This window comes from Rugosimonospora acidiphila, from assembly GCF_039543385.1.
In the GTDB taxonomy this organism is placed as follows: domain Bacteria; phylum Actinomycetota; class Actinomycetes; order Mycobacteriales; family Micromonosporaceae; genus Rugosimonospora; species Rugosimonospora acidiphila.
Map to the genome: position 1 here is coordinate 78452 of NZ_BAABJQ010000025.1, position 25244 is coordinate 103695.

23 protein-coding genes are annotated in these 25244 nt (G+C 71.6%); 9 read left to right on the plus strand and 14 right to left on the minus strand.

Features of this window, described 5'->3' with window-relative positions; all coding sequences use genetic code 11:
- The first annotated feature begins 279 nt into the window (after positions 1 to 279).
- Together ligD and ABEA87_RS31945 are read left to right on the plus strand one after the other, a co-directional pair.
- Positions 280 to 1275, plus strand: a complete 996-nt coding sequence (ligD, locus tag ABEA87_RS31940; protein ID WP_345635956.1) for a non-homologous end-joining DNA ligase — start codon at positions 280 to 282, stop codon at positions 1273 to 1275.
- Between the two features lie 202 nt (positions 1276 to 1477).
- On the plus strand, positions 1478 to 2401 hold the full coding sequence (locus ABEA87_RS31945; RefSeq protein ID WP_345635957.1) for a TauD/TfdA family dioxygenase: 924 nt from the start codon (positions 1478 to 1480) through the stop codon (positions 2399 to 2401).
- Between the two features lie 29 nt (positions 2402 to 2430).
- Here ABEA87_RS31945 and ABEA87_RS31950 read toward each other — a convergent pair whose 3' ends face one another.
- The 5 genes from ABEA87_RS31950 to ABEA87_RS31970 all read right to left on the minus strand — a co-directional run bounded on the left by ABEA87_RS31950 (position 2431) and on the right by ABEA87_RS31970 (position 9249).
- Entirely contained in the window at positions 2431 to 3360 is a 930-nt protein-coding gene (locus ABEA87_RS31950) for a dihydrodipicolinate synthase family protein (protein WP_345635959.1), read from the minus strand.
- The gene (locus ABEA87_RS31955) at positions 3357 to 4553 is read right to left on the minus strand and encodes an ABC transporter ATP-binding protein (RefSeq protein WP_345635960.1); all 1197 of its coding nucleotides are present in this window, start codon (positions 4551 to 4553) and stop codon (positions 3357 to 3359) included. Before ABEA87_RS31955 ends, ABEA87_RS31950 begins: the two co-directional genes overlap by 4 nt.
- Positions 4550 to 6544, minus strand: coding sequence for a dipeptide/oligopeptide/nickel ABC transporter permease/ATP-binding protein (locus tag ABEA87_RS31960; protein ID WP_345635962.1), 1995 nt, complete (start codon positions 6542 to 6544; stop codon positions 4550 to 4552). Before ABEA87_RS31960 ends, ABEA87_RS31955 begins: the two co-directional genes overlap by 4 nt.
- Positions 6544 to 7503: an ABC transporter permease gene (locus ABEA87_RS31965; protein ID WP_345635963.1), complete on the minus strand. Its 960-nt coding sequence runs from the start codon at positions 7501 to 7503 to the stop codon at positions 6544 to 6546. Before ABEA87_RS31965 ends, ABEA87_RS31960 begins: the two co-directional genes overlap by 1 nt.
- Positions 7504 to 7632: 129 nt before the next feature.
- On the minus strand, positions 7633 to 9249 hold the full coding sequence (locus ABEA87_RS31970) for an ABC transporter substrate-binding protein (RefSeq protein ID WP_345635964.1): 1617 nt from the start codon (positions 9247 to 9249) through the stop codon (positions 7633 to 7635).
- A gap of 159 nt (positions 9250 to 9408) precedes the next feature.
- Here ABEA87_RS31970 and ABEA87_RS31975 point away from each other — a divergent pair, with 159 nt between their 5' ends.
- Entirely contained in the window at positions 9409 to 10191 is a 783-nt protein-coding gene (locus tag ABEA87_RS31975; RefSeq protein WP_345635965.1) for a FadR/GntR family transcriptional regulator, read from the plus strand.
- 256 nt (positions 10192 to 10447) lie between these two features.
- Here ABEA87_RS31975 and ABEA87_RS31980 read toward each other — a convergent pair whose 3' ends face one another.
- Positions 10448 to 11134, minus strand: coding sequence for a FadR/GntR family transcriptional regulator (locus ABEA87_RS31980; RefSeq protein ID WP_345635967.1), 687 nt, complete (start codon positions 11132 to 11134; stop codon positions 10448 to 10450).
- Between the two features lie 227 nt (positions 11135 to 11361).
- On the opposite strand from ABEA87_RS31980, the gene ABEA87_RS31985 reads away from it, so the two are divergent.
- Positions 11362 to 13425, plus strand: a complete 2064-nt coding sequence (locus tag ABEA87_RS31985; RefSeq protein ID WP_345635969.1) for a beta-galactosidase — start codon at positions 11362 to 11364, stop codon at positions 13423 to 13425.
- A 66-nt stretch (positions 13426 to 13491) separates the two neighbouring features.
- On the plus strand, positions 13492 to 13740 hold the full coding sequence (locus ABEA87_RS31990) for a hypothetical protein (protein ID WP_345635971.1): 249 nt from the start codon (positions 13492 to 13494) through the stop codon (positions 13738 to 13740).
- Positions 13741 to 13827: 87 nt separating this feature from the next.
- Here the strand turns inward: ABEA87_RS31990 and ABEA87_RS31995 are convergent, their stop codons facing one another.
- On the minus strand, positions 13828 to 14040 hold the full coding sequence (locus ABEA87_RS31995) for a hypothetical protein (RefSeq protein ID WP_345635974.1): 213 nt from the start codon (positions 14038 to 14040) through the stop codon (positions 13828 to 13830).
- Positions 14041 to 14207: 167 nt separating this feature from the next.
- Here ABEA87_RS31995 and ABEA87_RS32000 point away from each other — a divergent pair, with 167 nt between their 5' ends.
- Positions 14208 to 15158, plus strand: a complete 951-nt coding sequence (locus ABEA87_RS32000; protein ID WP_345635977.1) for a metal ABC transporter solute-binding protein, Zn/Mn family — start codon at positions 14208 to 14210, stop codon at positions 15156 to 15158.
- A 12-nt stretch (positions 15159 to 15170) separates the two neighbouring features.
- Here ABEA87_RS32000 and ABEA87_RS32005 read toward each other — a convergent pair whose 3' ends face one another.
- From ABEA87_RS32005 to ABEA87_RS32015, 3 genes are all read right to left on the minus strand, one after another.
- Positions 15171 to 15995: a M55 family metallopeptidase gene (locus ABEA87_RS32005; RefSeq protein WP_345635979.1), complete on the minus strand. Its 825-nt coding sequence runs from the start codon at positions 15993 to 15995 to the stop codon at positions 15171 to 15173.
- A gap of 98 nt (positions 15996 to 16093) precedes the next feature.
- A complete protein-coding gene (locus tag ABEA87_RS32010) occupies positions 16094 to 16771 on the minus strand; it encodes a hypothetical protein (protein WP_345635981.1) in 678 nt (225 codons plus the stop codon).
- A 12-nt stretch (positions 16772 to 16783) separates the two neighbouring features.
- The gene (locus ABEA87_RS32015; RefSeq protein ID WP_345635983.1) at positions 16784 to 17236 is read right to left on the minus strand and encodes a YbhB/YbcL family Raf kinase inhibitor-like protein; all 453 of its coding nucleotides are present in this window, start codon (positions 17234 to 17236) and stop codon (positions 16784 to 16786) included.
- 127 nt (positions 17237 to 17363) lie between these two features.
- Here ABEA87_RS32015 and ABEA87_RS32020 point away from each other — a divergent pair, with 127 nt between their 5' ends.
- Together ABEA87_RS32020 and ABEA87_RS32025 are read left to right on the plus strand one after the other, a co-directional pair.
- Positions 17364 to 18647, plus strand: a complete 1284-nt coding sequence (locus ABEA87_RS32020) for an erythromycin esterase family protein (RefSeq protein ID WP_345635985.1) — start codon at positions 17364 to 17366, stop codon at positions 18645 to 18647.
- A gap of 303 nt (positions 18648 to 18950) precedes the next feature.
- On the plus strand, positions 18951 to 19766 hold the full coding sequence (locus ABEA87_RS32025; RefSeq protein WP_345635986.1) for a DUF4232 domain-containing protein: 816 nt from the start codon (positions 18951 to 18953) through the stop codon (positions 19764 to 19766).
- A 42-nt stretch (positions 19767 to 19808) separates the two neighbouring features.
- Here the strand turns inward: ABEA87_RS32025 and ABEA87_RS32030 are convergent, their stop codons facing one another.
- The 4 genes from ABEA87_RS32030 to ABEA87_RS32045 all read right to left on the minus strand — a co-directional run bounded on the left by ABEA87_RS32030 (position 19809) and on the right by ABEA87_RS32045 (position 23428).
- Complete coding sequence (locus tag ABEA87_RS32030; protein ID WP_345635988.1) at positions 19809 to 21185, minus strand: hypothetical protein; 1377 nt, start codon at positions 21183 to 21185, stop codon at positions 19809 to 19811.
- Positions 21175 to 21639, minus strand: a complete 465-nt coding sequence (locus tag ABEA87_RS32035) for a SigE family RNA polymerase sigma factor (protein WP_425570993.1) — start codon at positions 21637 to 21639, stop codon at positions 21175 to 21177. The genes ABEA87_RS32030 and ABEA87_RS32035 overlap by 11 nt, the downstream gene beginning before the upstream one ends.
- A gap of 177 nt (positions 21640 to 21816) precedes the next feature.
- Complete coding sequence (locus ABEA87_RS32040) at positions 21817 to 22464, minus strand: pyridoxine/pyridoxamine 5'-phosphate oxidase (RefSeq protein WP_345635991.1); 648 nt, start codon at positions 22462 to 22464, stop codon at positions 21817 to 21819.
- A gap of 52 nt (positions 22465 to 22516) precedes the next feature.
- Positions 22517 to 23428 (minus strand): PaaX family transcriptional regulator, encoded by a 912-nt coding sequence (locus ABEA87_RS32045; protein WP_345635993.1) that lies wholly within the window; start codon positions 23426 to 23428, stop codon positions 22517 to 22519.
- Positions 23429 to 23529: 101 nt separating this feature from the next.
- On the opposite strand from ABEA87_RS32045, the gene boxC reads away from it, so the two are divergent.
- On the plus strand, positions 23530 to 25242 hold the full coding sequence (gene boxC, locus ABEA87_RS32050; protein ID WP_345635994.1) for a 2,3-epoxybenzoyl-CoA dihydrolase: 1713 nt from the start codon (positions 23530 to 23532) through the stop codon (positions 25240 to 25242).
- Positions 25243 to 25244 lie beyond the last annotated feature (2 nt).

A 25244-nucleotide genomic window follows, 5' to 3' on the forward strand; every position in this document is an offset into this window, starting at 1 on the left:
ATCGGTCCCGCTCAACCGTACCCAGCCCGCTCCGGCCCGGCCCGCTCCGCCCGCGGCTGTCCCAGGCGCCCGGGCGGAGCGGGCCGGGCCGGGCTGTCCCTCGGCCCGACGGTCGGCTGCCCCGAGCGGGTCGAGCGGGCCGAGCGGGTCGGGCGGTTCGGGGTCGGGCGTGATTGACCGGTTTGTGGTGGTCAGCGCCTCGGTGTCCCGGTGCGGCACCGGCGCCCGGGCAACGGGCCGGCCGGAGTCCGGCGTTCGATCTTCGAGGCGGTCCCGGCCGTGCCATCGTCGGTTATGGGGGACGGGGCGTTGTCGCTGATCCGCCCCATGCTGGCCACCCTGGGCGAGGTGCCCACCCCGCCCGGCTGGGGGTACGAGTTCAAGTGGGACGGCGTGCGCGCCGTGGTCTACCTCGACGCGGGCGGGCTGCGCATCGCGTCGCGCAACGATCGCGACGTGACCGCCAGCTACCCGGAACTGCGCGCGCTGCCCGGCCGGTTCCGGCGCCGGCGGCTGGTGCTCGACGGCGAGATCCTCGCCCTGGACGAGCACGGCGTACCCAGCTTCAGCCTGCTGCAGCAGCGCATGCACGTCCAGTCGCCGGGCGCCGCCCTGCTGTCCCGGGTGCCGGTGCGCCTGTACGCCTTCGACCTGCTGTACCTGGACGGCCGGCCGGTGCTCGATCGGTCCTACGTGGACCGTCGTGGTGAGCTGGAGGCGCTCGATCTGGGTGGCGACGTGGCCACGGCGCCGCCGTACTGGACGGATGACGCCGGCCGGGACCTGCTGCGCGCGGCCGGGGATCTGGGGCTGGAGGGGGTCGTGGCGAAGCGGCTCGACTCCCCGTACCACCCCGGCGTCCGCTCCCGTTCCTGGGTCAAGACTCCGCTCAACCGGACGGCCGAGGTCGTCATCGCCGGCTGGAAGGCCGGCGGTGGCCGCCGCGAGGGGATGATCGGCTCCCTGCTGCTGGGCGTGTACGACGATTCCGGGGCGCTGGCCTTCGTCGGGCACGTGGGCACCGGGTTCACCGGTCAGATGCTGCGCGACCTCGCCGGGCAGCTGAGCCCCCTGCGCCGGCCCAGCGCGCCGTTCGATGGCCCGGTACCGCGCGAGTACGCCCGCGACGCGCAGTGGGTGGAGCCGCGGATCGTCGGGGAGGTCGCGTACCGCACCCTGACCCCGGAGGGTCGGCTGCGGCACCCGTCGTGGCGCGGACTGCGGCCCGACAAGGACCCGCATCAGGTGACCATGGAGCCGCTCGCACCCCGTTGACCCGGGTCGGGCGTACCCGCTGATCGGCCGTCCACGATGGAATGATCGGTCATGAAAACACGCCCACAGCGGGCCGATTGACCGCGAATGGGCGTCCGGGCTGACACGCTGACAGCGAGCCGACCAGCGCCGGCCACCGCCGAGGCCGCACCATGAGCACAGCGGCCCGGTTTCCGCGCCGGGCTGCCGGGGAGGTGCTGAGGTGGTGGTGATCAGGCAGGTACCGGGTCCGGCGGAGTGGCGTGCTGACAAGATCGCCGGCGACGATTCGTGGCGGTACCCGCTGGACGGCGCGCACCGGTCGGAGGTGCTCGCCGCGCTCGCCGCCGTGCGGGCGGCCGGCGTTCCAGCGGGTGGGGTGGCGCGCGGGGGGTTCCCGCTGCCGACGCTGGGCGTGGAGCTTGACCGGCTGGCTCACGACCTCGCGTACGGCCGTGGCTTCGCCCTCCTGCGCGGCGTACCCCTGGCCGGACTCACCGAGCCGCAGTGCGAGCTCGTCGCGCTGGGCATCGCCGGCCACGTCGGTGTCCTGGTCGGGCAGACCGCGCGGCGGTTGCCGCTGACGCACGTACGTGACCAGGGCGTCGATCCGGCCCAGCCGAGCGGCCCCGGCGACCGGCACCGCCAGAAGCTGGGGTTCCACGCGGACCCGACCGACGCCGTCGCCCTACTGTGCGTCAGGCCGGCCAAGTCGGGCGGGCTCAGCTCGATCGTCAGCTCGCTGGCGGTGCACAACGAACTCGTGCGCACTCGCCCGGACCTGGCCCAGGTGCTGTACCGGCCGTGGTGGTTCGACGGCCGCCCCGGCGGCGGGCCGGAGAGCTTCTGCCAGCAGCCGGTCTACTCCATCGACGGCGGGGGCGGCCTGGTCGTCCGGTACGGACCGGACCACCTGGGCCCGGCCCGGCACGGGGCCCACGCGCTGTCGGCCGAGCAGTTGGAGGCGATGTGGACCCTGGACCGGCTCCACGACGATCCCCGGTTCATGCTCACCATGGACCTGCGGGCCGGTGACATGCAGTTCCTCAACAACCGGGTGATCCTGCACCGGAACACCGCCTACCAGGACCACCCGGAGCCGCAGCGCCGCCGCGACCTCATCCGGCTGTGGCTGAACCTGCCATAGCGCCGCCGGCCCGCGCCGTCCCTATCCGATCAGATGAGCGCGGCGTCGGCCAGGTGCTTGCCGACCACGGCGATCTCGTCCGCGTCCAGCGCGATCTGCGGCAGCGCCATCGTCGGGTACGCGATGATGCCGCGCAGGTGCAGCGCCGCCTTGAACGCGCCCAGTGCCGAGGAGCCCCGGCCCATCCGCGGTCCGCCCGCGTTGACCAGATCGAACAGCCGGAACAGCCGCTCCTGCTCCCGCCGGGCCGCCTCCCAGTCGCCGGCGCGCGCCGCCTTGTACAGCCGCACGTACCCGTGCGGGTCCACGTTGCCCAACCCGGGAACCACGCCGTCGGCGCCCATCCACAACGCGGAGTCCACGGTCAGCTCCGAGCCGGTCAGCACCGCGAACCTCGACAGGTCACGGTCACGCCGACCGAGGATCACCTTGCGCAGCCCGCCGTCGTCGCCGCTGGAGTCCTTCAGCCCGGCCAGCACCCCCTCGGCGGCCAGCTCCAGCAGCAGGTCCGCGCCGAGCTTGGTGTGCACCGACACCGGCAGGTCGTACGCGTACACCGGGATGCCCGCGCGGGTGGCGATCGTGCGGAAGTGCACCGCGATCTCGGCCGGGTGGGTACGCGTGTAGAACGGAGCGGTCGCGACTATCGCGTCGGCGCCGGCGTCCAGCGCCGTCGCCACGTGGTCGACCACCCGCGGCGCGGTCATGTCGATGACGCCCGCCAGCACCGGCACCTGCCCGGCCACGTGGCCGATCACGGTGTCCAGCACGGTACGGCGGTGCCGGTCCGACAGGAATGCCGCCTCCGACGAGGAGCCCAGCACGAACAGCCCGTCAACCCCCCCGTCGAGCAGGTGCTCCACCAGCCGGATCAGGGAAGAGGTGTCCACCTCGTAGTCGGGGGACAGCGGCGTGCACACCGGAGGGATGACGCCGGACATGGGATCGGGGGTGCTCATACACGCTCCTGCGCTTGGCTGATCAGGTCGAGGTCGGTCGCCCCGGCCTCGACCGGGTGATGGCATCGGTACTGGTGGTCCGCGCCGTCGTCGCTGACGGCGGGCATCTGTTGCGCACAGAGGTCGTCCGCCGCCCAGCACCTGGTGCGGAACGGGCAGCCCGACGGTGGATGGGTGGCCGGCGGTACCGGCCCCACCAGCGGGATCGGGTCGATGGGCGAGAGCAGGCCGGGCGTGGCGGAGAACAGTGCCCGGGTGTACGGGTGCCGGGCGCCCGCCGGTACCGCCTGCGCTGGAGCCTGCTCCACGATCCGGCCGAGGTACATGGTCACCACGCGGTCGCTCATCCGGCGCACCGTCTGGATGTCGTGGGACACGAAGACCATGGCGAGGCCCAGCTGCCGCTTGAGGTCCAGCAGCAGATTGAGGATCTGGGCACGCACCGACACGTCCAGCGCGCTGGTGGGTTCGTCGGCGATCAGCAGCCGCGGCTGCAGGGCCAGGGCCCGGGCGATGGCCACGCGCTGGCGCTGGCCGCCGGAGACCTGACTGGGCAGCACGTTGGCCACGCTGGACGGCAGGCCGACCAGGTCGAGCAGCTCGCGCACCCGGGCGTCGCGCTCGCGGCCGGTGCCCACCCCGTGCACGTCCAGCGGGTCGCGCAGCACCTGCCGGATGGGCAGCCGGCGGTTGAGCGCGGTGGACGGGTCCTGGAAGACCATGCCCACCGTGGTGCCGATGGTGAGCCGTCGCTGCGAGCGCGACATCTTCGTCAGGTCCTGACCCTCGTAGCTCACCGTGCCGGAGGTCGGCCCCTGCAGGCCGACCAGCACCTTGGCGAGGGTGGACTTGCCGCAGCCCGACTCGCCCACGATTCCCACCGTCTCGCCGGGGCGGACGGTCAGGTCCACGCCGGTCAGCGCGTACACGTGGTCGCGGCGGAACAGGCCGCCGCTGCGCGCCCGGAACACCACGTGGACGTCGTCGACCTCGGCCAGGGGAGCGCGTGCGCCGGTCGGTGCGCCTCCGGTGGGGGCGCTTTCCTTGTGGTTGCCTCCCGTGGTGGCGCTGTCGGTAGTGGCGCCTCCCGTGGTGGCGTTGTCGGTAGTGGCGTTGTCGGTGGGGGCGCTTTCCGTCGGGCCCGCCGAGGACGGGCCCGACGTGGGCTGGGCCGGGGAGCCGGTCGCGGTCATCGTGCCTCCGCTGGAGCGGCCGACGCGGTACCCGGGTCGGCGGCGACGGGCGGCGCCGGGATCTCCAGCGCCGGATGGTGGCAGGCCACCGAGTGGTACGAGCCCTCGCCGGTCAGCAGCGGCTGCTCCCGCCGGCAGAGTTCGGTGGCCATCGGGCAGCGGTCGGCGAACCGGCAGCCGTTGGGGAAGTCGGCCGGCGACGGTACGACGCCCCGGATCTGGGTCAGCCGCGCCGCGCCGGACTCCAGGGACAGCACCGAGCCGAGCAGGCCCCGCGCGTAGTGGTGGGCGGGCGCGCCGACCAGGGCGGCGGTCGCGCCGGACTCGACGATCTGCCCGCCGTACATCACCATCACCCGGTCGGTCACCGCGGAGACCAGGGCCAGGTCGTGCGAGACCAGGATGAGGGCGAAGCCCAGCTCCTCGCGCAGCCGCAGGAGCAGCTGGATCACCTGCGCCTGAACGGTCACGTCCAGCGCGGTCGTCGGCTCGTCGGCGATGATCAGCTTCGGGTCGCGGGACAGCGCCATGGCGATCAGGACGCGCTGGCGCTGGCCGCCGGACAGCTCGTGCGGGTACGACGAGAGCGTCCGGTCGGGGTCGAGCCCCACCAGCTCCAGCAACTGCCTCGCGCTGCGCGTCCCGCCGGCCCGGATTACCTGCTTGAGCTGCGCCTTGATGGTCATCGACGGGTTCAGCGAGGACAGCGCGTCCTGGTAGATCATGGCCATCTCGTGCCCGAGCAGCTTCCGCCGGGCGGACCGGGACTGAGTCAGCAGGTCGCGGCCGGAGAACAGGATCTCCCCGCCCACCCGGGCGCCCCGGGGCTGCAGGCCCATGACGGTCAGCGAGGTCAGCGACTTGCCGGAGCCGGACTCGCCGACCAGGCCGAGCACCTCGCCGGGGCGCACCTCGAAAGAGATGCCGTCGACGATGTCCACACCGTTGTGCCGGTCGGCGAAGCCGATGGTCAGGTTCTTGACCGCGAGGATCGGTTGGCCCTGCGGCAGCGGCCGGGCCCGCTGCGCGATCCGCTGCGCGGCCTCGGCCAGGCCGGGCAGCTCGGTGATCTCGCCGGAGCCGGGCCGGGCCTGCTCCAGCGCGTCGACCTGCTGCTCGTTCCCGCTGGTACCGGAGCGCCGGGCGGCCGGTGCGGCCCAGGCGTCCGAGATGCCTTCGGCGAGGATGTTCAGCGACAACACGGTGAGCAGGATCAGCAGGCCGGGGAAGACCGTGGCCCACCAGCCGCCGAGCAGCACCATGTTCTTGCCGTCGGCGATGACGCTGCCCCAGGACGCCTCGGGCGGGCGCACGCCGGCGCCGATGAACGACAGCGACGCCTCGAAGACGATCGCGTCGGCCACCGTGGTGGTGGCGTACACCAGGATCGGCGCGGCGCAGTTGACGGCCACGTGGCGCACCAGGATGTGCCGGGTACGCGCGCCGATGGTGCGCTCGGCCGCCACGTAGTCCTCGCCGTACTGGGCCAGCACATTCGCGCGCACCACCCGGGCCACCGGCGGCAGGTTCAGGAAGGCGATCGCGAACACCAGCACCGGGATGCTGCCGCCGAACACCGCGACCAGCACGGCGGCCAGCGCGATGCCCGGGAACGCCATGATGACGTCCAGCACCCGCATGATGAACTCGTCGACCGCCCGGTGCGAGGTGGCCGCGACCGCGCCGATGATCGCGCCGGTGACCAGTGCGATCGCGGTGGCGCCCAGGCCGATGATCAGCGACCATCGGGCGCCGTAGAGCAGCCGGCTGAAGATGTCCCGGTTGGTGCTGTCCAGGCCCATCCAGTGCGCGGCGCTGGGGCCGCCGCCGTTGGCCGCCTGGGCGTACGGGGAGTGGGTCGCCAGTACCGGGGCGAAGATCGCGGCGAGTGCGATCACCACCAGTACGGCGAGGGAGATCCACGAGGCCAGGTTGAGCCGGCGGAACTTGATGCCGGGCCGGGACAGTCGGTTCGCGAGTCCTCTGCGCATCAGCCTGCGCTCCTGAGTCGGGGGTTGACCAGCAGGTACAGCACATCGACGATGAGGTTCACCACGACGAAGCCGGTCGCGATGGTGAGCACGACGCCCTGCACGACGGCCGGGTCACCGTCCTGGACGGCGGTGATCATGAGCTGGCCCATGCCGGGCAGCGAGTAGATGGTCTCGATGACCACCGCGCCGCCGAGCAGGTACCCGACCCGCAGTCCCAGTACGGTCAACGGGTTGATGAGCGCGTTGCGCAGCACGTTGCGCCCGACCACCACGACCGGGTGCAGGCCGCTGCCGATCGCGGTGCGCACGTAGTCCTTGTCCAGCTCCTCGACCATGGATGTTCGAATGATCCGGGTGAGCTGGGCGGCCACCGGCAGCGACAGGGACAGCGCGGGCAGCGTCATCGAGCGCAGCCAGCCGCTGAACGAGTCGGCCGGGTTGACGTACCCGCTGGTGGGGAACCAACCCCTGCCCACGGCCAGGTACTGGATCATCAGCAGCGCCAGCCAGAACGCTGGCGCGGCGACGCCGATCAGGGATACCAGCCGGATGAGCTGATCGGGCCAGCGGTCCCGGAACAGCGCGGAGATGGTCCCGAAGATGACCGACAGCACCACGGCCACGATGAGGCCGAGGAGGGTCAGCTGCAGGGTCAGCGGCATAGCGGTGCTGACCGACTTGAGCACCGGCGCGCTGGTCAGCACGCTGGTACCCATGTCGCCGTGCAGCAGCTGGCCGACGAAGTGTATGTACCGCACGGGCAGCGGATCCAACAGGCCGTTCTGCACCTGGAACTGGTGGATCTGCTGCGGCGTGGGGTTCTGGCCCTCGAAGTACGCGTACTCCGGCTTGTTGTCTGAGAACCGCATGACGATGAAGACGAACAGGATGACGCCCAGCAGCAGCGGGATCAGCAGGAGTATGCGGCGTACCAGCATTCTGAGGACCACTGCCACGGGGTGCCTCCTGGGTTGAGTCGGGACGGGGTGCACCGGCGCGAGGCCGGGGGTGTTCGGATCGCGTGCGAAAGACCGGCGCGGCGCCGGACAAGGGGTGGGGGACCACCGGCGCCGCGCCGGCGTCAATCAGACGAGCTTGGCCTTGAGCAGGTTGAAGCCCGGGTAGGGCAGGGCCTGAATGCCGCTGAGCTTCTTCGGGTCCCACGCGGTCATCAGCTCGGTGTGCACCACCGGGTACAGGACCGCCTGCTCGGCGATCATGTCGAGGTACTGGTGCTCCAGGTTGAGTTTCTGGGTCTTGTCGGGCTGCGCGGCCGCCTGGTCCATCAGATTGAAGATCTGCTTGGCCTCCGCGCTGCTGTCCCACTTGGTGTACTTCATCCACGTGCCGTTGGCCGTGTAGTTGTACCGCAGGATCAGGTCACAGTCCTGCCCGAACTGGTTCGGGTTCGAGGTGGCCGCCACCACCTGGTAGGACTGGGACTGGTCCATCTTCGTGAACAGGGCGCTGGTGTCCTGGGGCTGCAGCTGCACCTTGATGCCGACCGCCTCCCAGGAGTTGGCCAGCGTGGGCAGGCAGTCCACGATCCAGCTGACGTTGACCGCCATCAGGGTGATGGACAGGTTCGACACGCCCGCCGCGGCGAGCAGTTGCTTGGCCTTGTTCGGGTCGTAGTTGTAGACCGTGGAGGCCTTCGCGTACGACGGGTTCTGCTGGTTGAGGAAGCTGGACGCCGCGGTGCCGTAGCCCTTGAGCGCCACGTCGATCATTTTCTGCGTGTCGATCGCGTAGAACATGGCCTGGCGGACCCGCACGTCGTTGAACGGCGCCTGCGCGGTGTTGAACATCAGGAACATGTGGTTCATGCCCTTGCCGCCGTCGACCGTGAGGCCGCCCTTCTGCAGCTGCTGGATGTTCGCGTAGGGCACGTTGTCGGAGATCTGCGCGCCGGCGCTGCTGCCGGAGATCTTCGCTACCCGGGCCGACTCGTCCACAATGGACAGCCAGTTCATCTTCTTGATGGTCGGCTTGAGCGGCCCGTTGTAGTCGGAGAACAGCTCGAGTTCGCTGTTGGACTTGGCGTTGTTGGCGGTCAGCTTGTAGGGGCCGGAGCCGACCGCCTTGCCGCCCTTGGCCGCGTCCAGCCCGGCCTGGGTGTTGAACACGTGCTTGGGCATGATCTTCGGGATGGTGAGCCGGGGCAGGCCGTCCGGGAACGCGTACTTGAGGGTGAACGTCACCTCGTTGTCCCCGGACTGCTTGACCGAGGTGAGCCAGTTGGCCAGGAAGGAGTACGCCAGGGTCTGGTTGGCCGGGTCGAGCGCGCGCTGGTAGGTCCACACCACGTCGTCGACGGTGACCGGCTGCCCGTCGTGCCACTTCGCCCCGGAGCGCAGGGTGAACTTCCAGGTCGTACCGGCGGTGTCGGGCAGCGCGGTGGCCAGCGCCGCGTACGGGGCGCGGGTCACCGGGTCGGTGTCGACCAGACCCTCGTAGATGTGTTGGTTGGCGGCCATGGAGAAGGCCGACGCGGTCAGCAGCGGGTCCCAGCTCTGGTCGTTGCCGTACCCGATGACGCCGGTCAGAAGTTCGTTGTTCGCGGCGTCCCCGGTCGAGCTCGTTGAGGCGGGGCCACTGCATGCGGAGATGGCGGCAGTAACGGCAGCGGCGCCACCGAGCATGCCGCTGAAGCGCAAAAAGTCGCGACGGCTGACGGCGAGCCTGGATACCGGCGCGCTCACGGTGCCTCCTATGGGGATCTGGGGTGTGATCTCATGAGTGGACATTGGACGTCCCACATCCCATGTCCGGTAAGGTTGGAGGCTAGGGGGCGATCGTGGCCCCGGTCAAGAGCGGATCACCAGGAGATGTCTGTGGCATTTCACCCCGATCGCCCGCATATGACAGACGACCAGGTGCGGCGCGCGGCGAAGCCCGCCGGCCGGGTACCCGTGGCCGCCCGACGCCGCAGCCGTGCCACCGAGGTTCAGGAGGCGGTCAAGGACATCATCCTGCAGCGTGGCCTGGTCACCGGGGATGCGCTGCCCACGGAGTCCGAGCTCATGGAGGAGCTGGGCATCGGGCGCAACTCCGTGCGCGAGGCGCTCAAGGTGCTGCAGGCGGTCGGCATCGTGGAGATCCGCCACGGCTTCGGCATGTTCGTGGGGCGCATGTCGCTCAACGGCTTCGTCGATGAACTCGCCTTCCACAGTCGGATCACCATGCAGGACGAGCGCAACCACCTGGGCCACCTTATCGAGATCCGCGAGGTGCTGGAGAGCGGGCTGGTGCTGCGGCTGATCGACGGCCGGGAGGGCGTTGATGGGGATGAAGGTCTCGATTTGCCAACATTGCTCACGCCGATACGCGAGGTAATCGAGCGGATGCAGGCTGAGGCGGCGGTCGACGTCGTCTCGCCGGAGACCGACCGGCTCTTCCACGACCTGCTCTACCGGCCGCTGGGCAACCCGCTGGTGGGTCAGCTGCTCGGCGCGTTCTGGGAGGTGTACCACCAGCTGCGCGATGACCTCGGTACGCCGGACGAGACGCCGGTGGACGTCGCCCGCACCCACCGCGACATCTACTGGGCGGTGCTTGCCGGGGATCGGGTGGCGGCCACGGCGGCGATGCGGGACCACTTCGCCGGGGTACGCGCGCGGCTGGCCCGCCTGGGCCGGGGATAGCCGCGCCGGGAACCGCCGGTCAGCGACTGGTCTGGGTCGTCGCGTGACGTGGGACGCGCCGAGCCAGACCAGTCGGGAACAGCTGCGGGGGCGACGTGGCGGAGCCCGGCGTCATCGCCGAGGCGGGGGTGTGGATCGGCCGGGCCGGAGTGCGGCGGCGGGGGCATGTGCGTCGGGCCGCGACGGGCCGCGACGGGCCGCCCCGAACCACCGCTCCACTCCTCGGATATGGGACGTCCGACGTCCCAGGACCGGATCAGGCCACCCGCTCCTGCGCCGCCTCCGCGCGGGAGATGCGCTCCCGGACGTCACGGAAATGCCGCCGCATCGCCTCCTGCGCGCCCGCGGCGTCCTGCGCGCGCAGCGCGTCGACGATGCGCCGGTGGTTGGCCACGATGTCGTGGGTGCGCTCGGCCGGCGAGCCCAGCACCGTCTCGACCTGGTGATACACCCGCCAGAACAGGTCGATCAGCTGTAGCACCAGCTCATTGCCGCAGGACTCGTAGAGCAGCGCGTGGAAGGCCCGGTCCGCCTCCGCGTCGGTGCCCAGCGCGGTGACCAGCGCGTCGAGCGCGGACAACCGGCTGGTGCTGGTGGTGGTGGCCACCCGGCCGATGAGGCCGGTCTCCAGCATCTCCCTGACCTCGACCAGGTCGTGCAGCGCCCGGATGCCGCCGGCCGCCCCGGAGCGGATCCGGAACTCCAGCGACGGGCCGAGCACGTCGAGCGAGGCGTGCCCGATGAACGTGCCGTACCCGTGGCGGATCTCGACGATGCCCAGCGCCTGGAGCGCCCGGATCGCCTCGCGGACGGAGTTGCGGCTCGCCCCGAGGATCTCCATCAGCTGGGGTTCGGTGGGCATCGGTGCGCCCGGCGCGAGCTGGCGCTCGTGGATCAGAGCGACGATGCGGTCCTGAACCGAGTCGCCGCCACGCCTGCTCATGCCGCCTCCCCGGTGGCCCGATCCGAGTGCAACATCCCATGTCGGGGTTCGTCGCCCGCCGTTCGCAATGTACTCTCCGTGTCCGACTTGACGGGGACCGTACGCGCCCATAGTTTTTCTGACCAGGACATCCTACGTCCTCCGTGGCCGCTGCCCGGAGCGCAACGCTGCGCCTGTCGCAATCGCTGCCTCGCACGCACGAGTACCCGTCGAGGAGACCACCCACCATGACCGAGCCCCGCGGCGCGATCGCGCTGCCCAAAATCATGTTCGGCGGCGACTACAACCCCGAACAGTGGCCCCGCGAGGTGTGGGCCGAGGACCTGAAGCTGATGGTCGGGGCGGGCGTCTCGCTCGTCACCGCCGGCATCTTCTCCTGGGCCGCCGTCGAGCCCCGCCAGGGCGAGTACGACTTCGGCTGGTTCGACGAGGTGATGGACAATCTGGCGGCGACCGGCATCGGAGTCAGCCTGGCCACCATGACCGCATCGCCGCCGCCCTGGCTGTCCCACCGGTACCCGGAGATCCTGCCCCAGCGGGCCGACGGGACCCGGCTGTGGCCCGGTGCCCGGCAGCACTACTGCCCGTCGAGCCCGGTCTACCGCGAGCACGCCGGCCGGCTGGTCGAGCAGTTGGCCACCCGGTACGGCAACCACCCGGCCCTTTCCATCTGGCACATCGGCAACGAGTACGGCTGCCACACCCGGCAGTGCTTCTGCGACGTGTCCGGCGTCGACTTCCGCCGGTGGCTGCGCGAGCGCTACGGCGACCTCGACGCGCTCAACGCGGCCTGGTCCACCACGTTCTGGTCGCAGCGCTACGGCGACTGGGACGAGATCTACCCACCCCGTACCGCGCCGACCCTGGGGAACCCGGCGCAGCGGCTGGACTTCGCCCGCTTCAGCGACGACGCGATCCTGCGGTGCTACCTCACCGAACGCGACATCATCCGGCGGCACACCCCGGACATCCCGGTCACCACCAACTTCATCGGGCTGGTGCACCAGCCGATCGACTCATACCGGTGGGCGGCCGAGCAGGACGTGGTGAGCCTGGACAGCTACCCCGACCCGTACGACCCGCGCGCCCACGTCGAGGCCGCGTTCGGCTACGACCTGGTCCGCTCGGCCCGCGCCGGCCAGCCATGGCTGCTCATGGAGCAGGCGCCCAGCGCGGTCAACTGGCGCGAGCGCAACGCGCCGAAGCCGCCGGGCACCATGCGGCTGTGGAGCTGGCAGGCGGTGGCGCAGGGCGCCGACGCGGTGCTGTTCTTTCAGTGGCGCCAGGCGGCCGGCGGGGCGGAGAAGTTCCACTCGGCGATGGTGCCGCACGGCGGCGTCGACACGCGTACCCACCGCGAGGTCCAGGCGCTCGGTCGGGAACTGGCCGGCGTGGCCGAGGTGGCCGGCACGCGGGTGCGCGCCGACGTCGCGCTGCTGCACGACTGGGACAGCTGGCGGGCCCTCGACGCACCGGCCCACCCGGCCGTCCTCGACCTGATGGAGGCGCACCGGGCGCACTACGCGCCGCTGTTCGACGCGCACGTCACCTGTGACATCGTGCCGCCGGACGCCGACCTGTCCGGGTACCGGCTGGTGGTCGTGCCCAACCTGTACCTGCTGCGGGCGGCCGACGCGCGGCGGCTGACCGAGTACGTGGCCGGCGGCGGCCACCTGGTGGTGTCGTTCTTCACCGGCATCGTGGACGAGTGCGAACGCGCGTACCTGGGCGGCTACCCGGCGCCCCTGCGCGAGGTGCTCGGACTGCGCGTCGACGAGTTCTGGCCGCTGCCGGTGGACGGTACGGTCGAGCTGGACCTGGCCGGGCGGCGGCACACCGGTACCGTCTGGTCAGAGTGGATCGAGCTCGAGGGTGCCGAGGTGGTCGCGGGCTTCACCGGGGACCTGGCCGGCCGGCCGGCGGTGACGCGGCACGCGTACGGGCGGGGCGTGGCCTGGTACCTGGGCACCCGGCCGGACCCGGCCGCGATGCGGGAACTGCTCGACCGGGTGTGCGGCGACGCCGGTGTCGCGCCGGCGCTGCCCGACCTGCCCGAGGGCGTACAGGCGGTCACCCGGCACGGCGCCGACCACTCGTACCTGTTCCTGCTCAACCACGGTGCCCGGCCGGTCCGGGTGGCCCTGCCGGCACCGGCGGTCAACCTGCTGGCCGAGCGGTCGGACGAGGTTGGCCCCGGCGCGGCGGGCTCCGGGGCGGTGGACTCCGGCGCGGTGGACTCGGTGACGCTGGAGCCCCGGGGCGTGGCCGTGCTGCGTGGCCCGGTCAATTGAGCCGCCTGGCCAGTTGGGGTTGAGCGAGGCGAAAGGCGGTTGACGGGCCGCCCGCATCCTGGCCGCGTGCCGGGTGTCGCCACCCGCGTGGAGTCCCGCGCGGGCGGCGGCGCCGGCCCCGACGCGCACCCGAGTGAGAAGAAGGTGCGGCACCGCGGCCTGATGGCCGCGGTGCTGGGCCGCGACGAGCACGGCGAGGTGATCCGCAAGGCCGGCGTCATGAGCGTGGTGCTCGCCGGTGGCACCGTGCGGCCGGGCGACCCGATCCGTGTCGAGTTGCCGCCCGAGCCGCACGAGCGCCTGCGCCCCGGGTGAGCGTCCGCCCTGGCTGAGCGTCCGCCCTGGCTGAGCGTCCGCCCTGGGTGAGCGTCCGTCCCGGGTGAGCGTCGCGTTCCGGGGCCGTCAACGCGGCCCGGCGCCGGCCTTCCTGGTCAGGCGGCGCAGGTAACGCAGCAGCTTCGGGGTGGGCAGCGTCCGGGTCTTGGTGCCGTGCTCGTTCGCCAGGATGTTGTTTGCCATGTCGTCCGCGTGCTTGTCCGGGATTCCGTTGTTGTCCAGGTCCTTGCGCAGTCGATTGCGCTTGATCTCGTACTGGTGGCTGCCGTGCTGGGCCATCGAGATCGCCCCCCTCCACCCGCGTTGTTACCCGCGCTGGTACCCGTCATTCCTGCCCGCGCAAGGCTGTGAGCTGCGGAATTCATGCCGTGGAGCGCATTTGATAACGGAACCTGTTTTCGTTAGCTTCGGATCCTGGAACGTTGACGCACTCACGAAGGTCCCTCATGTCCTTGACCTACCCGCCGGGTACCGCCCGGCGTCGCCGCCTCGGCCTCACGGCGGGCACCGCCGCCCTGCTGGCCGTGGCGCTTTCGGCCTGCGCCACCACCGCGCCCACGAAGTCGTCGGGCGGCTCCGCCACGATCGAGGTGGTCGCGGCCGAGAACTTCTGGGGCAGCCTGGCCGCGCAGCTGGGTGGCTCGCACGTGAAGGTCACCAGCATCATCAACAACCCGGACGCCGACCCGCACGACTACGAGCCCACCGCCGCGGACGGTCGGGAGATCGCCTCGGCGAAGTTGGCCCTCATCAACGGGGTCGGGTACGACGCGTGGGCCACCAAGCTCGCCGACGCCAACCCGTCGTCGTCGCGGACCACGCTGACGGTGGGTGACCTGGTCGGCGCGAAGGACGGCGACAATCCGCACCGGTGGTACAACCCGGGCAATGTGCGGCAGGTCATCGATCAGATCACCGCGGACTACAAGAAAATCGACCCGGCCGACGCGTCGTTCTTCGACACCCAGCACGACACGGTCATCAATACCAACCTGAAGACCTACTTCGACACGATCAGTGAGATCAAGACCAACTACTCGGGTACTCCGGTCGGCGCCTCGGAGTCGATTTTCGCGATGCTGTCCCCGGCGCTGGGCCTGAACCTGTTGACCCCGGCGGCCTTCCTGACCGACATCAGCGAGGGCAGCGACCCGAGCGCCAAGGACAAGGCGTCGATCGACAACCAGATCAAGAACAAGCAGATCAAGGTCTACGTGTACAACAGCCAGAACGCCACGCCGGACGTGCAGCAGCAGGTGAACGAGGCCAAGGCGGCGGGGATTCCGGTCAGCACCATCACCGAGACGCTCACCCCGGCCGGCGCGTCCTTCCAGGACTGGCAGGTCGCCCAGTTCGACGCGCTCAAGCAGGCCCTCGGCCAGGCCACCGGCAAGTAGCGACGCGGGCCGCTACTCGGCGATGGCCCGGGTGAGCAGGATGGTGGTGATGAACGTACGGAACAGCCGCAGCGGGTCGTCGTCGGTCATCATCACCGTCTTCTCGTCGATCCGCTCGACGCCTCGCAGCCAGGTGGCCAGGTCGGCGAGGTCCCCGTTGTGGAACCGGACGCTCAGCGTCGCCGGCAGCGTGATCGCGGGCGGGGAGAACGTGGGCAGCCGCGCGATCGCGCGCCGGGCGCCCTCCCGGATCAGCGCGCGGGCGCGCTCGGGGTGCAGGGCGGTGGCGGCGAAGCGGGTAACGGACTCCTTGACCACCGCGGTCTCGATGGTGGGGAAGAACGGCGCCGCCTCCTGGGCCGTGGTCCGGTCGCCGGTGATCAGCACCACCGGTACCCCGTAGGCCTGCGCCACCAGGGCGTTGACGCCCGACTCGCCGGCCACCACGTCGTTGAGCCGCACATCGGCGATGGCCTTCGGGTTGTACGTGTGCGAGAGCACCGAGACCGAGGAGCTCATCGAGCCGTGGTACGAAATGAAGAACACGGCGTCGAACGAGGCGTCCAGCCCCTGCATCATGTACAGCGGCTTGTGCCGGCCGGACAGATAGCCCGCGCCGCCGTGCAGCTGATCGGGGCGCAGGTTCTGCATGTCCGAGTGCGAGTCATTGACCAGGAATTCCCGGGCCCCCGCCTCGATCGCACCGTCGATGGCGGCGTTCACCTCGGCCTGCAGCAATCCTCGGCAGTACTCGTAGTCAGGGCCGGGCGGGCGGCACTGGGACCAGTCGACGACCCCGGCCGTGCCCTCCATATCGGTCGAGAGGAAGACCTTCACCACACGCTCCTGTCCCGGTTGTGCGCGGTGAAGCCATTGTGCCGCAGCGGAGCGTGGACGTACCGCTACGCGTTGCGAATCACAGGACGTCCTGAGCTTCAGGCGCGGGCCAGCTGGCGCGCCGCGCCGTAATCGCGGTCGAGGTCCACCCGGACCAGCGCGCTGACCAGCCAGGCGAGCTTCTCCGACTCCCCACCCCCGGCGACCTCGGACAGTTCGGCCGTCGAACGCCCCAGCCCGAGCCTGCGGGCGGCGGCCAGGGCGCGCCGGTCGGCGAACGGCCCGACCTCGCGCCAGCCCGCCTGTACCTCGCGGAAGAACAGGTCGACCGCGGCGTCGCTCACGCCCGGCAGCTCCCGCAGCAGGCGCCGCTCCCGGGTCGGGTCGTGCCCGGCCCGCGTACGCAGCCGGCGCAGGTCCCCCTGGTACCCGTCGACCACCGCCTCGGCGAGCGTGCCGAGCGTGCCGGCCAGCTCGCTGGCGTCGCGTTGCCCGATGGCGTCGCGGATCGCCGTCACCCGCCGCTCGTACGGCGACCGGGCCAGCCGCGCCGCCGAGTCCCAGCCCCGCTCGCGCAGTGCCCGGGCGGCGCGCACGGCCCGGTCCTCGTCCCGTCGACCGGCCGCCAACAGCGACAGGCACAGCAGCTGGAAAAGGTTCGCCGGGTTGTTGGAGACCTGGAATCCGGCCCGCTCGGCGAAGCCCCGGCCGGCCCTGCCGATCAGGCGGCGGGCCAGCCGCCGCCGCTGCGCCAGATCCATCGTGCCCGCTGCCATCACGGTCACCGGCTACCGCTGGAACAGGCCGACCGTGGTGCCGCTGGCCACCGCGGCCTCGTCCACGTGCCGGTGCACGTCGTACGCGCTCGGCTGGTCCGGCAGCTGGATCGGCTGGCCCAGCGCGTACAGGTGGAACACGAAGCGGTGCGCCGGATCGCCGGGAGGTGGTTGCGGCCCGCCCCAGCCCGGCTCGCCGAAGCCGTTGGGCCACTCCTGGCCGCCCCGCGGGATCTGGCCCTCACTCACCCCGTTGGACGCCGGGTCGATGCCGGTCACCAGCCAGTGCAGGAAGGTCGTGCTCGGGGCGTCCGGGTCCTCGCACAGCAGGATCAGCTCGGTCGCGCTCTCTGGCAGGCCCGACCAGCGCAGCGGCGGTGAGATGTTTTCGCCGGTGTGCGCGTACCGTGCCGGAATCTCGTCGTGATTGCCGAACGCGGGGCTGTCGAGTTGGATGCTCGCCATTGCCGCACCACCTCCTGACCGATCCGCTACCCGAGCCATCCGGGTCCAATCGCGTGCAGTGGCGCGGTCGGTTTCCCCGCGCCGCGCCCGGGTAGGCATGGGGTGCGAGGGCCGCGGGGGGAAGATCATGACACGGTATCGGGACGAGATCGTCGCGCTGACCACGCCCATCACCGACCCGGGCGACCTGGACATCCTGCTCGATCGGATCGGGAACGCCCGGGTGGTGATGCTGGGCGAGGCCAGCCATGGCACGCACGAGTTCTACCGCTGGCGGGCGGCGCTGACCCGCCGGCTGATCGCCGAGCGGGGCTTCTCGTTCGTCGCCGTCGAGGGCGACTGGCCGGACTGCGACCGGATCGACGGCGCGGTGCGGCTGCGGCCCGGCGCCTCGGCCGATCCGCGCGAGGCGCTGACCGTCTTCGAGCGGTGGCCGACCTGGATGTGGGCCAACGAGGAGGTCGCCGACTTCTGCCGGTGGCTGCGTGGGCACAACGCCGGTGTGGGCGAGTCCGAACGGGCCGGGTTCCACGGCCTCGACGTGTACTCGCTGTGGGAGTCGCTGCGCGAGATCCTGCTGTACCTGCGCGAGAACGAGCCGCAGGAGGTGCCGGAGGCGCTGGCCGCGTACCGGTGCTTCGAACCGTACGACGAGGACCCGTACAACTACGCGCGCGCCACCCGGTTCGTGCCGTCCCGGTGCGAGAACGAGGTGGTCGACCTGCTCGTCGAGCTGCGCCAGCGGGCCGCCGCCGACGGTGCGGGTGAGTTCGGCGCCTGGCAGAACGCCGAGGTGGTCGCGGGCGCCGAGCGGTATTACCGGTCGATGATGGCCGGCGACCGCCAGTCGTGGAACGTGCGGGACCGGCACATGGACGCGACCCTCGACCGGCTGCTGACCCACTACGGACCCGGGTCCCGGGGCGTGGTGTGGGCACACAACACCCACGTGGGCGACGCCCGGGCCACCGACATGGCGGTGGCCGGCGAGGTCAACATCGGCCAGCTGGCCCGGGAGCGGTACGGGCCGGACCAGGTGGTGCTGGTGGGCTTCGGTACGCACCGGGGGACGGTCGTGGCCGGCGACGAGTGGGGCGCGCCCATGCGGCTGATGCCGGTACCGCCGGCCCGACCGGGGTCGCTGGAGGCGGTGCTGAGCGAGGACGCGCCGCCCCGGGCGCTGTCGGTGTTTCCGCTGGGGCAGCGGTCGGACCTGCTGCGCGACGAACTGGGCCACCGGGCCGTCGGCGTCGTTTACCACCCGGAGCGGGACCGGGGTAACTACGTACCGACCGTGCTGGGCGACCGGTACGACGCGTTCCTGTGGTTCGAGCAGAGCCGGGGCCTGCTGCCGGTGGGCACGCGGCCGCGTGACGCGCTGGAGCCCGAGACGTACCCGACGGGCGTCTGATCCCATCGGCGAAGCCGCCGGGCGCGCGCCTGGCCGGCGCCCTCGGCCGTTGCCATTTCCAGCGCTGCCATTCGAGCGTTCCCATTTCGAGCGTTCCCTTCGAGCGCTGCCATCGAGCGTTGCCATCGACTGGTCGGCCGGTGGCCCAGCCCGATCCGCCATAACCGTCCGCTGAACCACCCCGAATTGGTGTCGCGTCGTCGATTGCGGGGCGGCCAGCGTCGGTGGCCTGATGGTCTGGGGTGTTTCATCCCGAGGCCGGCCCCGGGAACAGGAGCCGGCGCGAGCGCCGAGGAGGCACCGATGGTGGCCAAGCTCCGGGTCGCGCTGGCCGGCTGCGCCGCGCTGCTGGCGGCGATCACGGTGGCCGGCTGCGGCTCGTCCCACGGCCACCCGTACGCGGGGCCGGGCCGCTCGACCCGTGCGCCGGTGGTCGCCCTACCCGACATCGACCCGGGCCTGCCGCTGTCGGCCCCGCCGCTCGCGCCGGCCGCCGGCAAGTCGGCCGGCGCCGGTACCGGCGGCGCCATCTCCGGCGGCGGCACTGGCATCGGCGGCGGCACCGGGTCGGGGTCGGGTGGCTCAGGGACCGGCGGGTCCGGGACGGGTGGCGTCCCGGACGCCGGGGCGGGCTCCGGCGGCGGCGCGGGCGGCGCCACGGTCGCCCCGGCACCCGGGTGTGCCGCCGGCGCGCTGTCGCTGAAACAGCGGCCGGGCGACAACGGGGCGGCCGGGCAGATCGTGGTGGCGATCCAGCTGACCAACGGTTCGTCGAAGCCGTGCAGCCTGTCCGGGTACCCGACGTTCACGCTGAGCGCCCCGACCCCGAGCGGCACGCCGGTCACCGAGCCGGTGACGCTGAGCCACGGCCGGCTGGGCAGCCTCGCGTTCGGCGACCCGGCCGGCACGGTCAACCTGGCGGCCGGCGGCCAGTCCGGTTTCCTGGTGCGGTACAGCGAGGTGCAGTACGGCGACGGCAGCTGCGTGGCCACCGACACGCTGCACCTGGCGCTGCCCGGCTCCGCGGGCAACGTGGCCGGCCCGGTGCGCATGCAGGTGTGCGGCGAACCGATGCTGGTGTCGCCGTTCGTACCGCCGCCCCGGCTGTCGATCGGCTGACGCCGGTCGACTCCGGCGGCTCCAGAGCCCGATCCGAGCCGCTCACCAGTTGTCGATGGTGGGTGCGACGTCCGCGACGGAGGCGTCCGATGGCGAATCGAGCGGGTACGAGGCGATCACTGTGCCCTTGGCGCCCAACGCCTGAAGGGTCACCGGCGTGCGAGGCGTCGAGGTCAGCCAGCCGATCCCGTCGGTGAGCCTCACGTCGGCGACCCGGTCTCCACCGGCGGTGACCGCGATGGCCGACACCGCGTCCCGTGGGGCCAGCACCAGGATCTGATCGGTCGGGTTGGACCGGGCATCCGCCGTCCTCAGGCCGAACAGGCTCCTCGGGTCGTCCAGCGCCACCCGGGTGCCCACCTTGAAACTGGTCCGGGCGGCGGCGCCACCGGGCGCCTTCGGGTTGTACGTCTCGAAATACACGTACCAGCCCCGGCCGTTGGCCAGCGGTGCCGCGGCGACGACCGCGGGGTCGGACTGCTCACCGGGCACGGATCCGCCCCACAGCACGCGGGGAGTGCCGGTCGTGAGTACCGGTCCCGTGCCCGGTTCGAGCCCGCTCACGGCGAACCGCGCGACGTCCCGGTCGACGGTTCCCCGAGCGCCGGTCAGGGCTTCGGCCAACTGACTGTCGGTGACCGTGGGCAGCAGGTACACCCCGGACCCCTCGGCCGGTCCCAGGTAGTGGACGACGCCGTCGCAGGTGACCCGCCACCACTGCGCCGAAGTCGCGGTGTCCAGCGCGGCGAAGGACCCGGTCGGCACCGGCACCCATGCCTGGTGCGCCGCGTCGCTGCTGCTGTCAATCCGGCACCCGGCCGGCGCGAGCCCGATGGTGAAGCGCGTCGTGTCCTTGTCCGCGTACGGTCGGGCGCTGTACGAGACGGTCGCGAACGGCTCCAGATCGTTGGACAGCGTCGGTCGCTTCGCCAGCAGCGAGGCCGGGGCGCCCTTCGGCGCGCTGAACCACACGAACACCGCCCGGTCGGTGTTGGAGAAGACCAGAAGCACGACGCGCGTGCCGGAATCGTCACCGGCGTAGAGCACCTTGACGGCGGTGAGGTTCGGCGCGACCTGCCAGTCGGCGCGGTGCCGGGCCGCGATCCCGGTGAACTCCGCGAGGTAGCCCGCGTCGTCGCTGAGATCACCCCGGGTCGGGGAGGCGATGAGCCGGCGGGCCCAGTCGGACATGACGGGGCCGCCGGCGTAGGCGATCGAGCCGGTGCCGGCCGGGTGCGCCACGGGCACGATGGCCAGGGTGGCCAGCGCCGCCGCGACCAGGCCGGACCCGCCCAGCGCCAGACGGACGCGCCGCCCGCGCCGAGCCCGGCGGATCAGCCGGTCGTACGGATCGGAGGTCTGGGGCGGGGTGTCTCGTACGGCGTCGGCGAAGGCCGAGTGCAGGTTCTCATCCAACATCGAAGCTTCCCCCCACGGGTGTGCGTGAGCCGGCCAGAACGGATCGGAGCTGGGCCAGGCCGCGCGACGCCTGGCTCTTGACCGACCCGATCGAGCAGCCGAGGATTCCGGCCGTGTCGGCCTCTGACAGGTCTTCCCAGTAGCGCAGGACCAGCACGGCCCGCATCCGCGGCGGCAGGCCGGCCAGCGCGCGGAGCAGCTCGTCCCGCTGCGCCACGGACTCCGCGAGGTCCCTGCTGTCCGGGTGGTCGGGCAGCTTCCCGACCGGCAGCGGCTGCCGGCGCATCCGGCTCCAGATCGTGGCCCGCTGGTTGGCCAACGCCCGGCGCAGGTACGCCATGGGATCGTCGATCCGGGACCAGTTCCGCATGGCCTTCATCAACGCGATCTGCACGAGATCCTCTGCGTTGGGCCACGTCCCGGTCAGCAGATAAGCCGTCCGTAACAGATCCATATATCGCATCCGCACGAAGTCGCGAAATCCCTCATCGGTCACTTGGCTCCCCTCAACGGCGAAACGTCACCCAACATGACCTCGGCCGCCGCGTCCAGGTTGAGTCCCGGGAGCGAGCGATTTCGCTAGCCCAGCCGCCCGCGGTAGCGCCGGCGCGGCCGAGTGATCCCTTCGTGGTCAGGGCCAGAGGAGTTCGCGGATCCAGCCGCTGGCGCCCCGGCGGTAGCGCAGCCGCACGTGCCGGCGTTCCGCGTCGCCCTGCCAGAACTCCACCCGGGCCGGTTCGACGACGTACAGCGTGTGGTCGGCCGCTACCGCGCCGGGATTCTCGATCAGGGCGCGGTGCGCGGCGACCAGCGCACCGTCCAGCTCCGCCCGGTCGGCGAGCACGGTGCTCTGCCGGCCCACCAGGGACGCCTCTCGGGACATCTCGGGGCGCACGAGGAAGTCGCGGGCGCAGGTATCAGGATCGAGCGCGCGGGATCGACCGCGCACCCGGACCTGGCGGCCCTGTTCCCGCCAGTAGAAGCTCAGCGCGACGCCGCCTCGCTCCAGCTGCCGGCCCTTCGCGCTCTCCGACGAGGTGGCGAACAGCCAGCCGCGGTCATCGACGTCCCGCAGGATCACCACCCGGGCGTCGGGCAAGCCGTCCTCGTCCACCGTGCTCAGCGTCATCGCGTGCGGCTCGACCACCCCGGCGGTGGCCGCCTCGCGCAGCCAGGCGACGAACAGCGCGTTGGGCAGCGCGGGAACGGACTCGACGTCGAATGACGGCAGCGGAGAGGCGAATACCGGCAGCTCGCTCAGGAGTTCGACGACGCTCATGCGCAGGATGGTCCCAGACCAGCCCGCCGCGGCGCGCGTCGATATCGCCCGGTCAGGCCGCGCCGGTCGGGTCCTGGCGCTCGACCAGGGCGCGCCAGTGCCGCTGTGCCCCGTCCTGCCACGCCCCGTGCAGTTTCCGGAACAGTCCGCCGGCCCGGATGCCTATCCAGTCGGGCGGCAGCAACTCCGCGGGCAGCTTGGGGTCGAGGAACGGGAAGCGCCGCCACTCGTGTACCAACCGGGCCTGTGCCACCAGCGTCTCGTCGCCGGGGGCCGGCCGCGCGCCGGCGAACTCGTCGAGGAAGGCCTGGTAGCGCTCGGCCAGCGCACGCAGGTTCCACGCCTGCTCGACGAGGGTGTGCTGGCCACCGATGCCGGCGAACGGGCCGGTGAACGACAGCGCCGCCTCGCCGAGCCCGAGGTCGGTGACGATCTGCTTGGCCTCGACCTCCCGCCCGGCGTTGGGGCTGACCCACAGGCCGGGTGCCGGGCTGCCGAAGCCGGCCCACGTCATCCGGGTACGCAGCTGCTGGCGTACCCGCCGCTGCCCCTCGGGTACGGCCACCGACACCAGCAGCCACCGGCCGTCCCAGGGCGACGACGCCTCGGCGAACGAGTAGATGCGCTCGGCGCCATCGGTGAGCAGGCGCCGGCCGGGGTCGGTCAGCTGCCATCGCACCCGCCGGCCGGAGCGCTGCGTGACGATGAACCCGCCGGCCGCGGCGCGGGCCAGCGCCTGCCGGGACGCCTTCTCCTCGATCCCGAGCCCGGCCAGCACGGCGACCAGGGTGGAGGTCCAGACCGGCTGGCCGTCGGGCAGCACATACTCGCCGAGCACGGTGAGCAGCAACGAGGGCGCCGAGGTGGCCCCGACGTTGTTGCGCCTGGTCAGGGCGGGTCGCGGCGCGCCCTTCGACTCGCTGGCGTGCGGCACCCGCGGGGGCGGTGGTTCGGAGTCCGGCATGGCTGGGTGTCCCTTCGGCCGCGAACATGCTACATCGACTTGACACACTGATCGAACGATGTAGAACATTGGTTACCGCTCCAGGTGTGCCAGGAGGATCGATGACGACCACCGCACCCGCCGAGCCCGCCGCACCCGTCGAGCCCGTCACCGACGGCGTGGTGGACTTCCGGACCGAGCCAGGGTCATACCGGCACTGGCGGCTGAGCGTCGAGGCTCCGGTGGCGACGCTCGCGATGGACGTGCGGGAGCACGCCACCCTGCGGGACGGCTACGAGCTCAAGCTCAACTCGTACGACCTCGGGGTCGACATCGAGCTCTACGACGCCGTGCAGCGGCTGCGCTTCGAGCACCCCGAGGTGCGCACCGTGGTGCTCACCAGCGCCAAGGAGCGCATCTTCTGCGCCGGTGCGAACATCAGGATGCTGGCCGGCTCGCCGCACGAGTGGAAGGTGAACTTCTGCAAGTTCACCAACGAGACCCGCAACGGCATCGAGGATGCGACCGTCCACTCCGGACAGACGTACCTCGCGGCGGTCAACGGCACGGCTTCCGGCGGCGGATACGAGCTGGCGCTGGCGTGCGAGCACATCATGCTGGTCGACGACCGCTCCTCGGCGGTGTCCCTGCCCGAACTGCCCCTGCTGGGCGTGCTGCCCGGCACCGGCGGGCTGACCCGGCTGGTGGACAAGCGCCACGTGCGGCGCGACCTGGCCGACTACTTCGCCACCCGGCCCGAGGGCGTCGGCGGCGCGCGGGCGGTGCGATGGCGGCTGGTCGACGAGGCGGTGCCACGGCCGGCCTGGACGCGGACCGTGGCGCAGCGGGCAGCGGAGCTCGCCGAGCGCTCCGGGCGCCCGGCCGGGGCCGCCGGCATCCGGCTCACCCCGCTGGACAAGCGGCGCCAGGCCGACCGCATCGAGTACGGCTATGTGACCGCGGTGCTGGACCGTACCGGTGGCGTCGCCGAGATCACCGTCGCCGGTCCGCGCGAGGACCCACCGGACGGGATCGACGGCGTGTGCCGGCAGGGCGCCGGCTTCTGGAGCCTGGCGATGACCCGCGAGCTGGACGACCTGATCCTCGACCTGCGCACCAACGAGCCGGAGTTGGGCACCTGGGTGCTGCGCACCGTCGGCGACCCCGGGCGGGTGCTGGCCCACGACCGGCTGCTGCTGGAGCACGCCGAGCACTGGCTGGCCAACGAGATCCTGCTGTATCTCAAGCGCACCCTCAAGCGGCTGGACGTGACCAGCCGCAGCCTGCTGGCGCTGATCGAGCCGGAGAGCTGCTTCGCCGGCAGCCTGCTGGAGCTGGCCCTGGCAGCCGACCGTTCGTACCAGCTGTCCGGCGTGTTCGAGGACGTCGACCCCGGCGCCGGGCCGGCCACCGTCACGCTGGCCGGGATGAACCTCGGCCCGCTGCCGATGGGCAACGGGCTGACCCGGGTGCGGTCCCGGTTCTACGGTGACGACGAGGGCCTGGCCGCCGCTACCGCTACCGAGGGCCGGCCCCTGGAGGCCGAGGCCGCCCTGGCGCTCGGTCTGATCACCTTCGCCCCGGACGACCTCGACTGGGACGAGGAGGTGCGCATCGCGGTGGAGGAGCGGGCGAGCTTCAGCCCGGACGCGTTGACCGGCCTGGAGGCGAACTACCGGTTCGTCGGCCCGGAGACGATGGAGACGAAGATATTCGGCCGGCTGTCCGCCTGGCAGAACTGGATTTTCCAACGACCCAACGCATCCGGCCCGGACGGCGCGCTGCGCAGGTTCGGCACCGGGGTGCGCGCCGGCTTTGACAGGAAGCGAGTCTGAGC

Coding starts and splice junctions, on each gene's coding strand:
- ABEA87_RS31950 (WP_345635959.1), bottom strand. CDS start 3,360: ATGAGCACCCCCGATCCCATGTCCGGCGTCATCCCTCCGGTGTGCACG.
- ABEA87_RS31955 (WP_345635960.1), bottom strand. CDS start 4,553: ATGACCGCGACCGGCTCCCCGGCCCAGCCCACGTCGGGCCCGTCCTCG.
- ABEA87_RS31960 (WP_345635962.1), bottom strand. CDS start 6,544: ATGCGCAGAGGACTCGCGAACCGACTGTCCCGGCCCGGCATCAAGTTC.
- ABEA87_RS31975 (WP_345635965.1), top strand. CDS start 9,409: ATGACAGACGACCAGGTGCGGCGCGCGGCGAAGCCCGCCGGCCGGGTA.
- ABEA87_RS31980 (WP_345635967.1), bottom strand. CDS start 11,134: ATGAGCAGGCGTGGCGGCGACTCGGTTCAGGACCGCATCGTCGCTCTG.
- ABEA87_RS31985 (WP_345635969.1), top strand. CDS start 11,362: ATGACCGAGCCCCGCGGCGCGATCGCGCTGCCCAAAATCATGTTCGGC.
- ABEA87_RS31995 (WP_345635974.1), bottom strand. CDS start 14,040: ATGGCCCAGCACGGCAGCCACCAGTACGAGATCAAGCGCAATCGACTG.
- ABEA87_RS32000 (WP_345635977.1), top strand. CDS start 14,208: ATGTCCTTGACCTACCCGCCGGGTACCGCCCGGCGTCGCCGCCTCGGC.
- ABEA87_RS32010 (WP_345635981.1), bottom strand. CDS start 16,771: ATGGCAGCGGGCACGATGGATCTGGCGCAGCGGCGGCGGCTGGCCCGC.
- ABEA87_RS32015 (WP_345635983.1), bottom strand. CDS start 17,236: ATGGCGAGCATCCAACTCGACAGCCCCGCGTTCGGCAATCACGACGAG.
- ABEA87_RS32020 (WP_345635985.1), top strand. CDS start 17,364: ATGACACGGTATCGGGACGAGATCGTCGCGCTGACCACGCCCATCACC.
- ABEA87_RS32025 (WP_345635986.1), top strand. CDS start 18,951: ATGGTGGCCAAGCTCCGGGTCGCGCTGGCCGGCTGCGCCGCGCTGCTG.
- ABEA87_RS32030 (WP_345635988.1), bottom strand. CDS start 21,185: ATGTTGGATGAGAACCTGCACTCGGCCTTCGCCGACGCCGTACGAGAC.
- ABEA87_RS32035 (WP_425570993.1), bottom strand. CDS start 21,639: ATGGATCTGTTACGGACGGCTTATCTGCTGACCGGGACGTGGCCCAAC.
- ABEA87_RS32040 (WP_345635991.1), bottom strand. CDS start 22,464: ATGAGCGTCGTCGAACTCCTGAGCGAGCTGCCGGTATTCGCCTCTCCG.
- ABEA87_RS32045 (WP_345635993.1), bottom strand. CDS start 23,428: ATGCCGGACTCCGAACCACCGCCCCCGCGGGTGCCGCACGCCAGCGAG.
- boxC (WP_345635994.1), top strand. CDS start 23,530: ATGACGACCACCGCACCCGCCGAGCCCGCCGCACCCGTCGAGCCCGTC.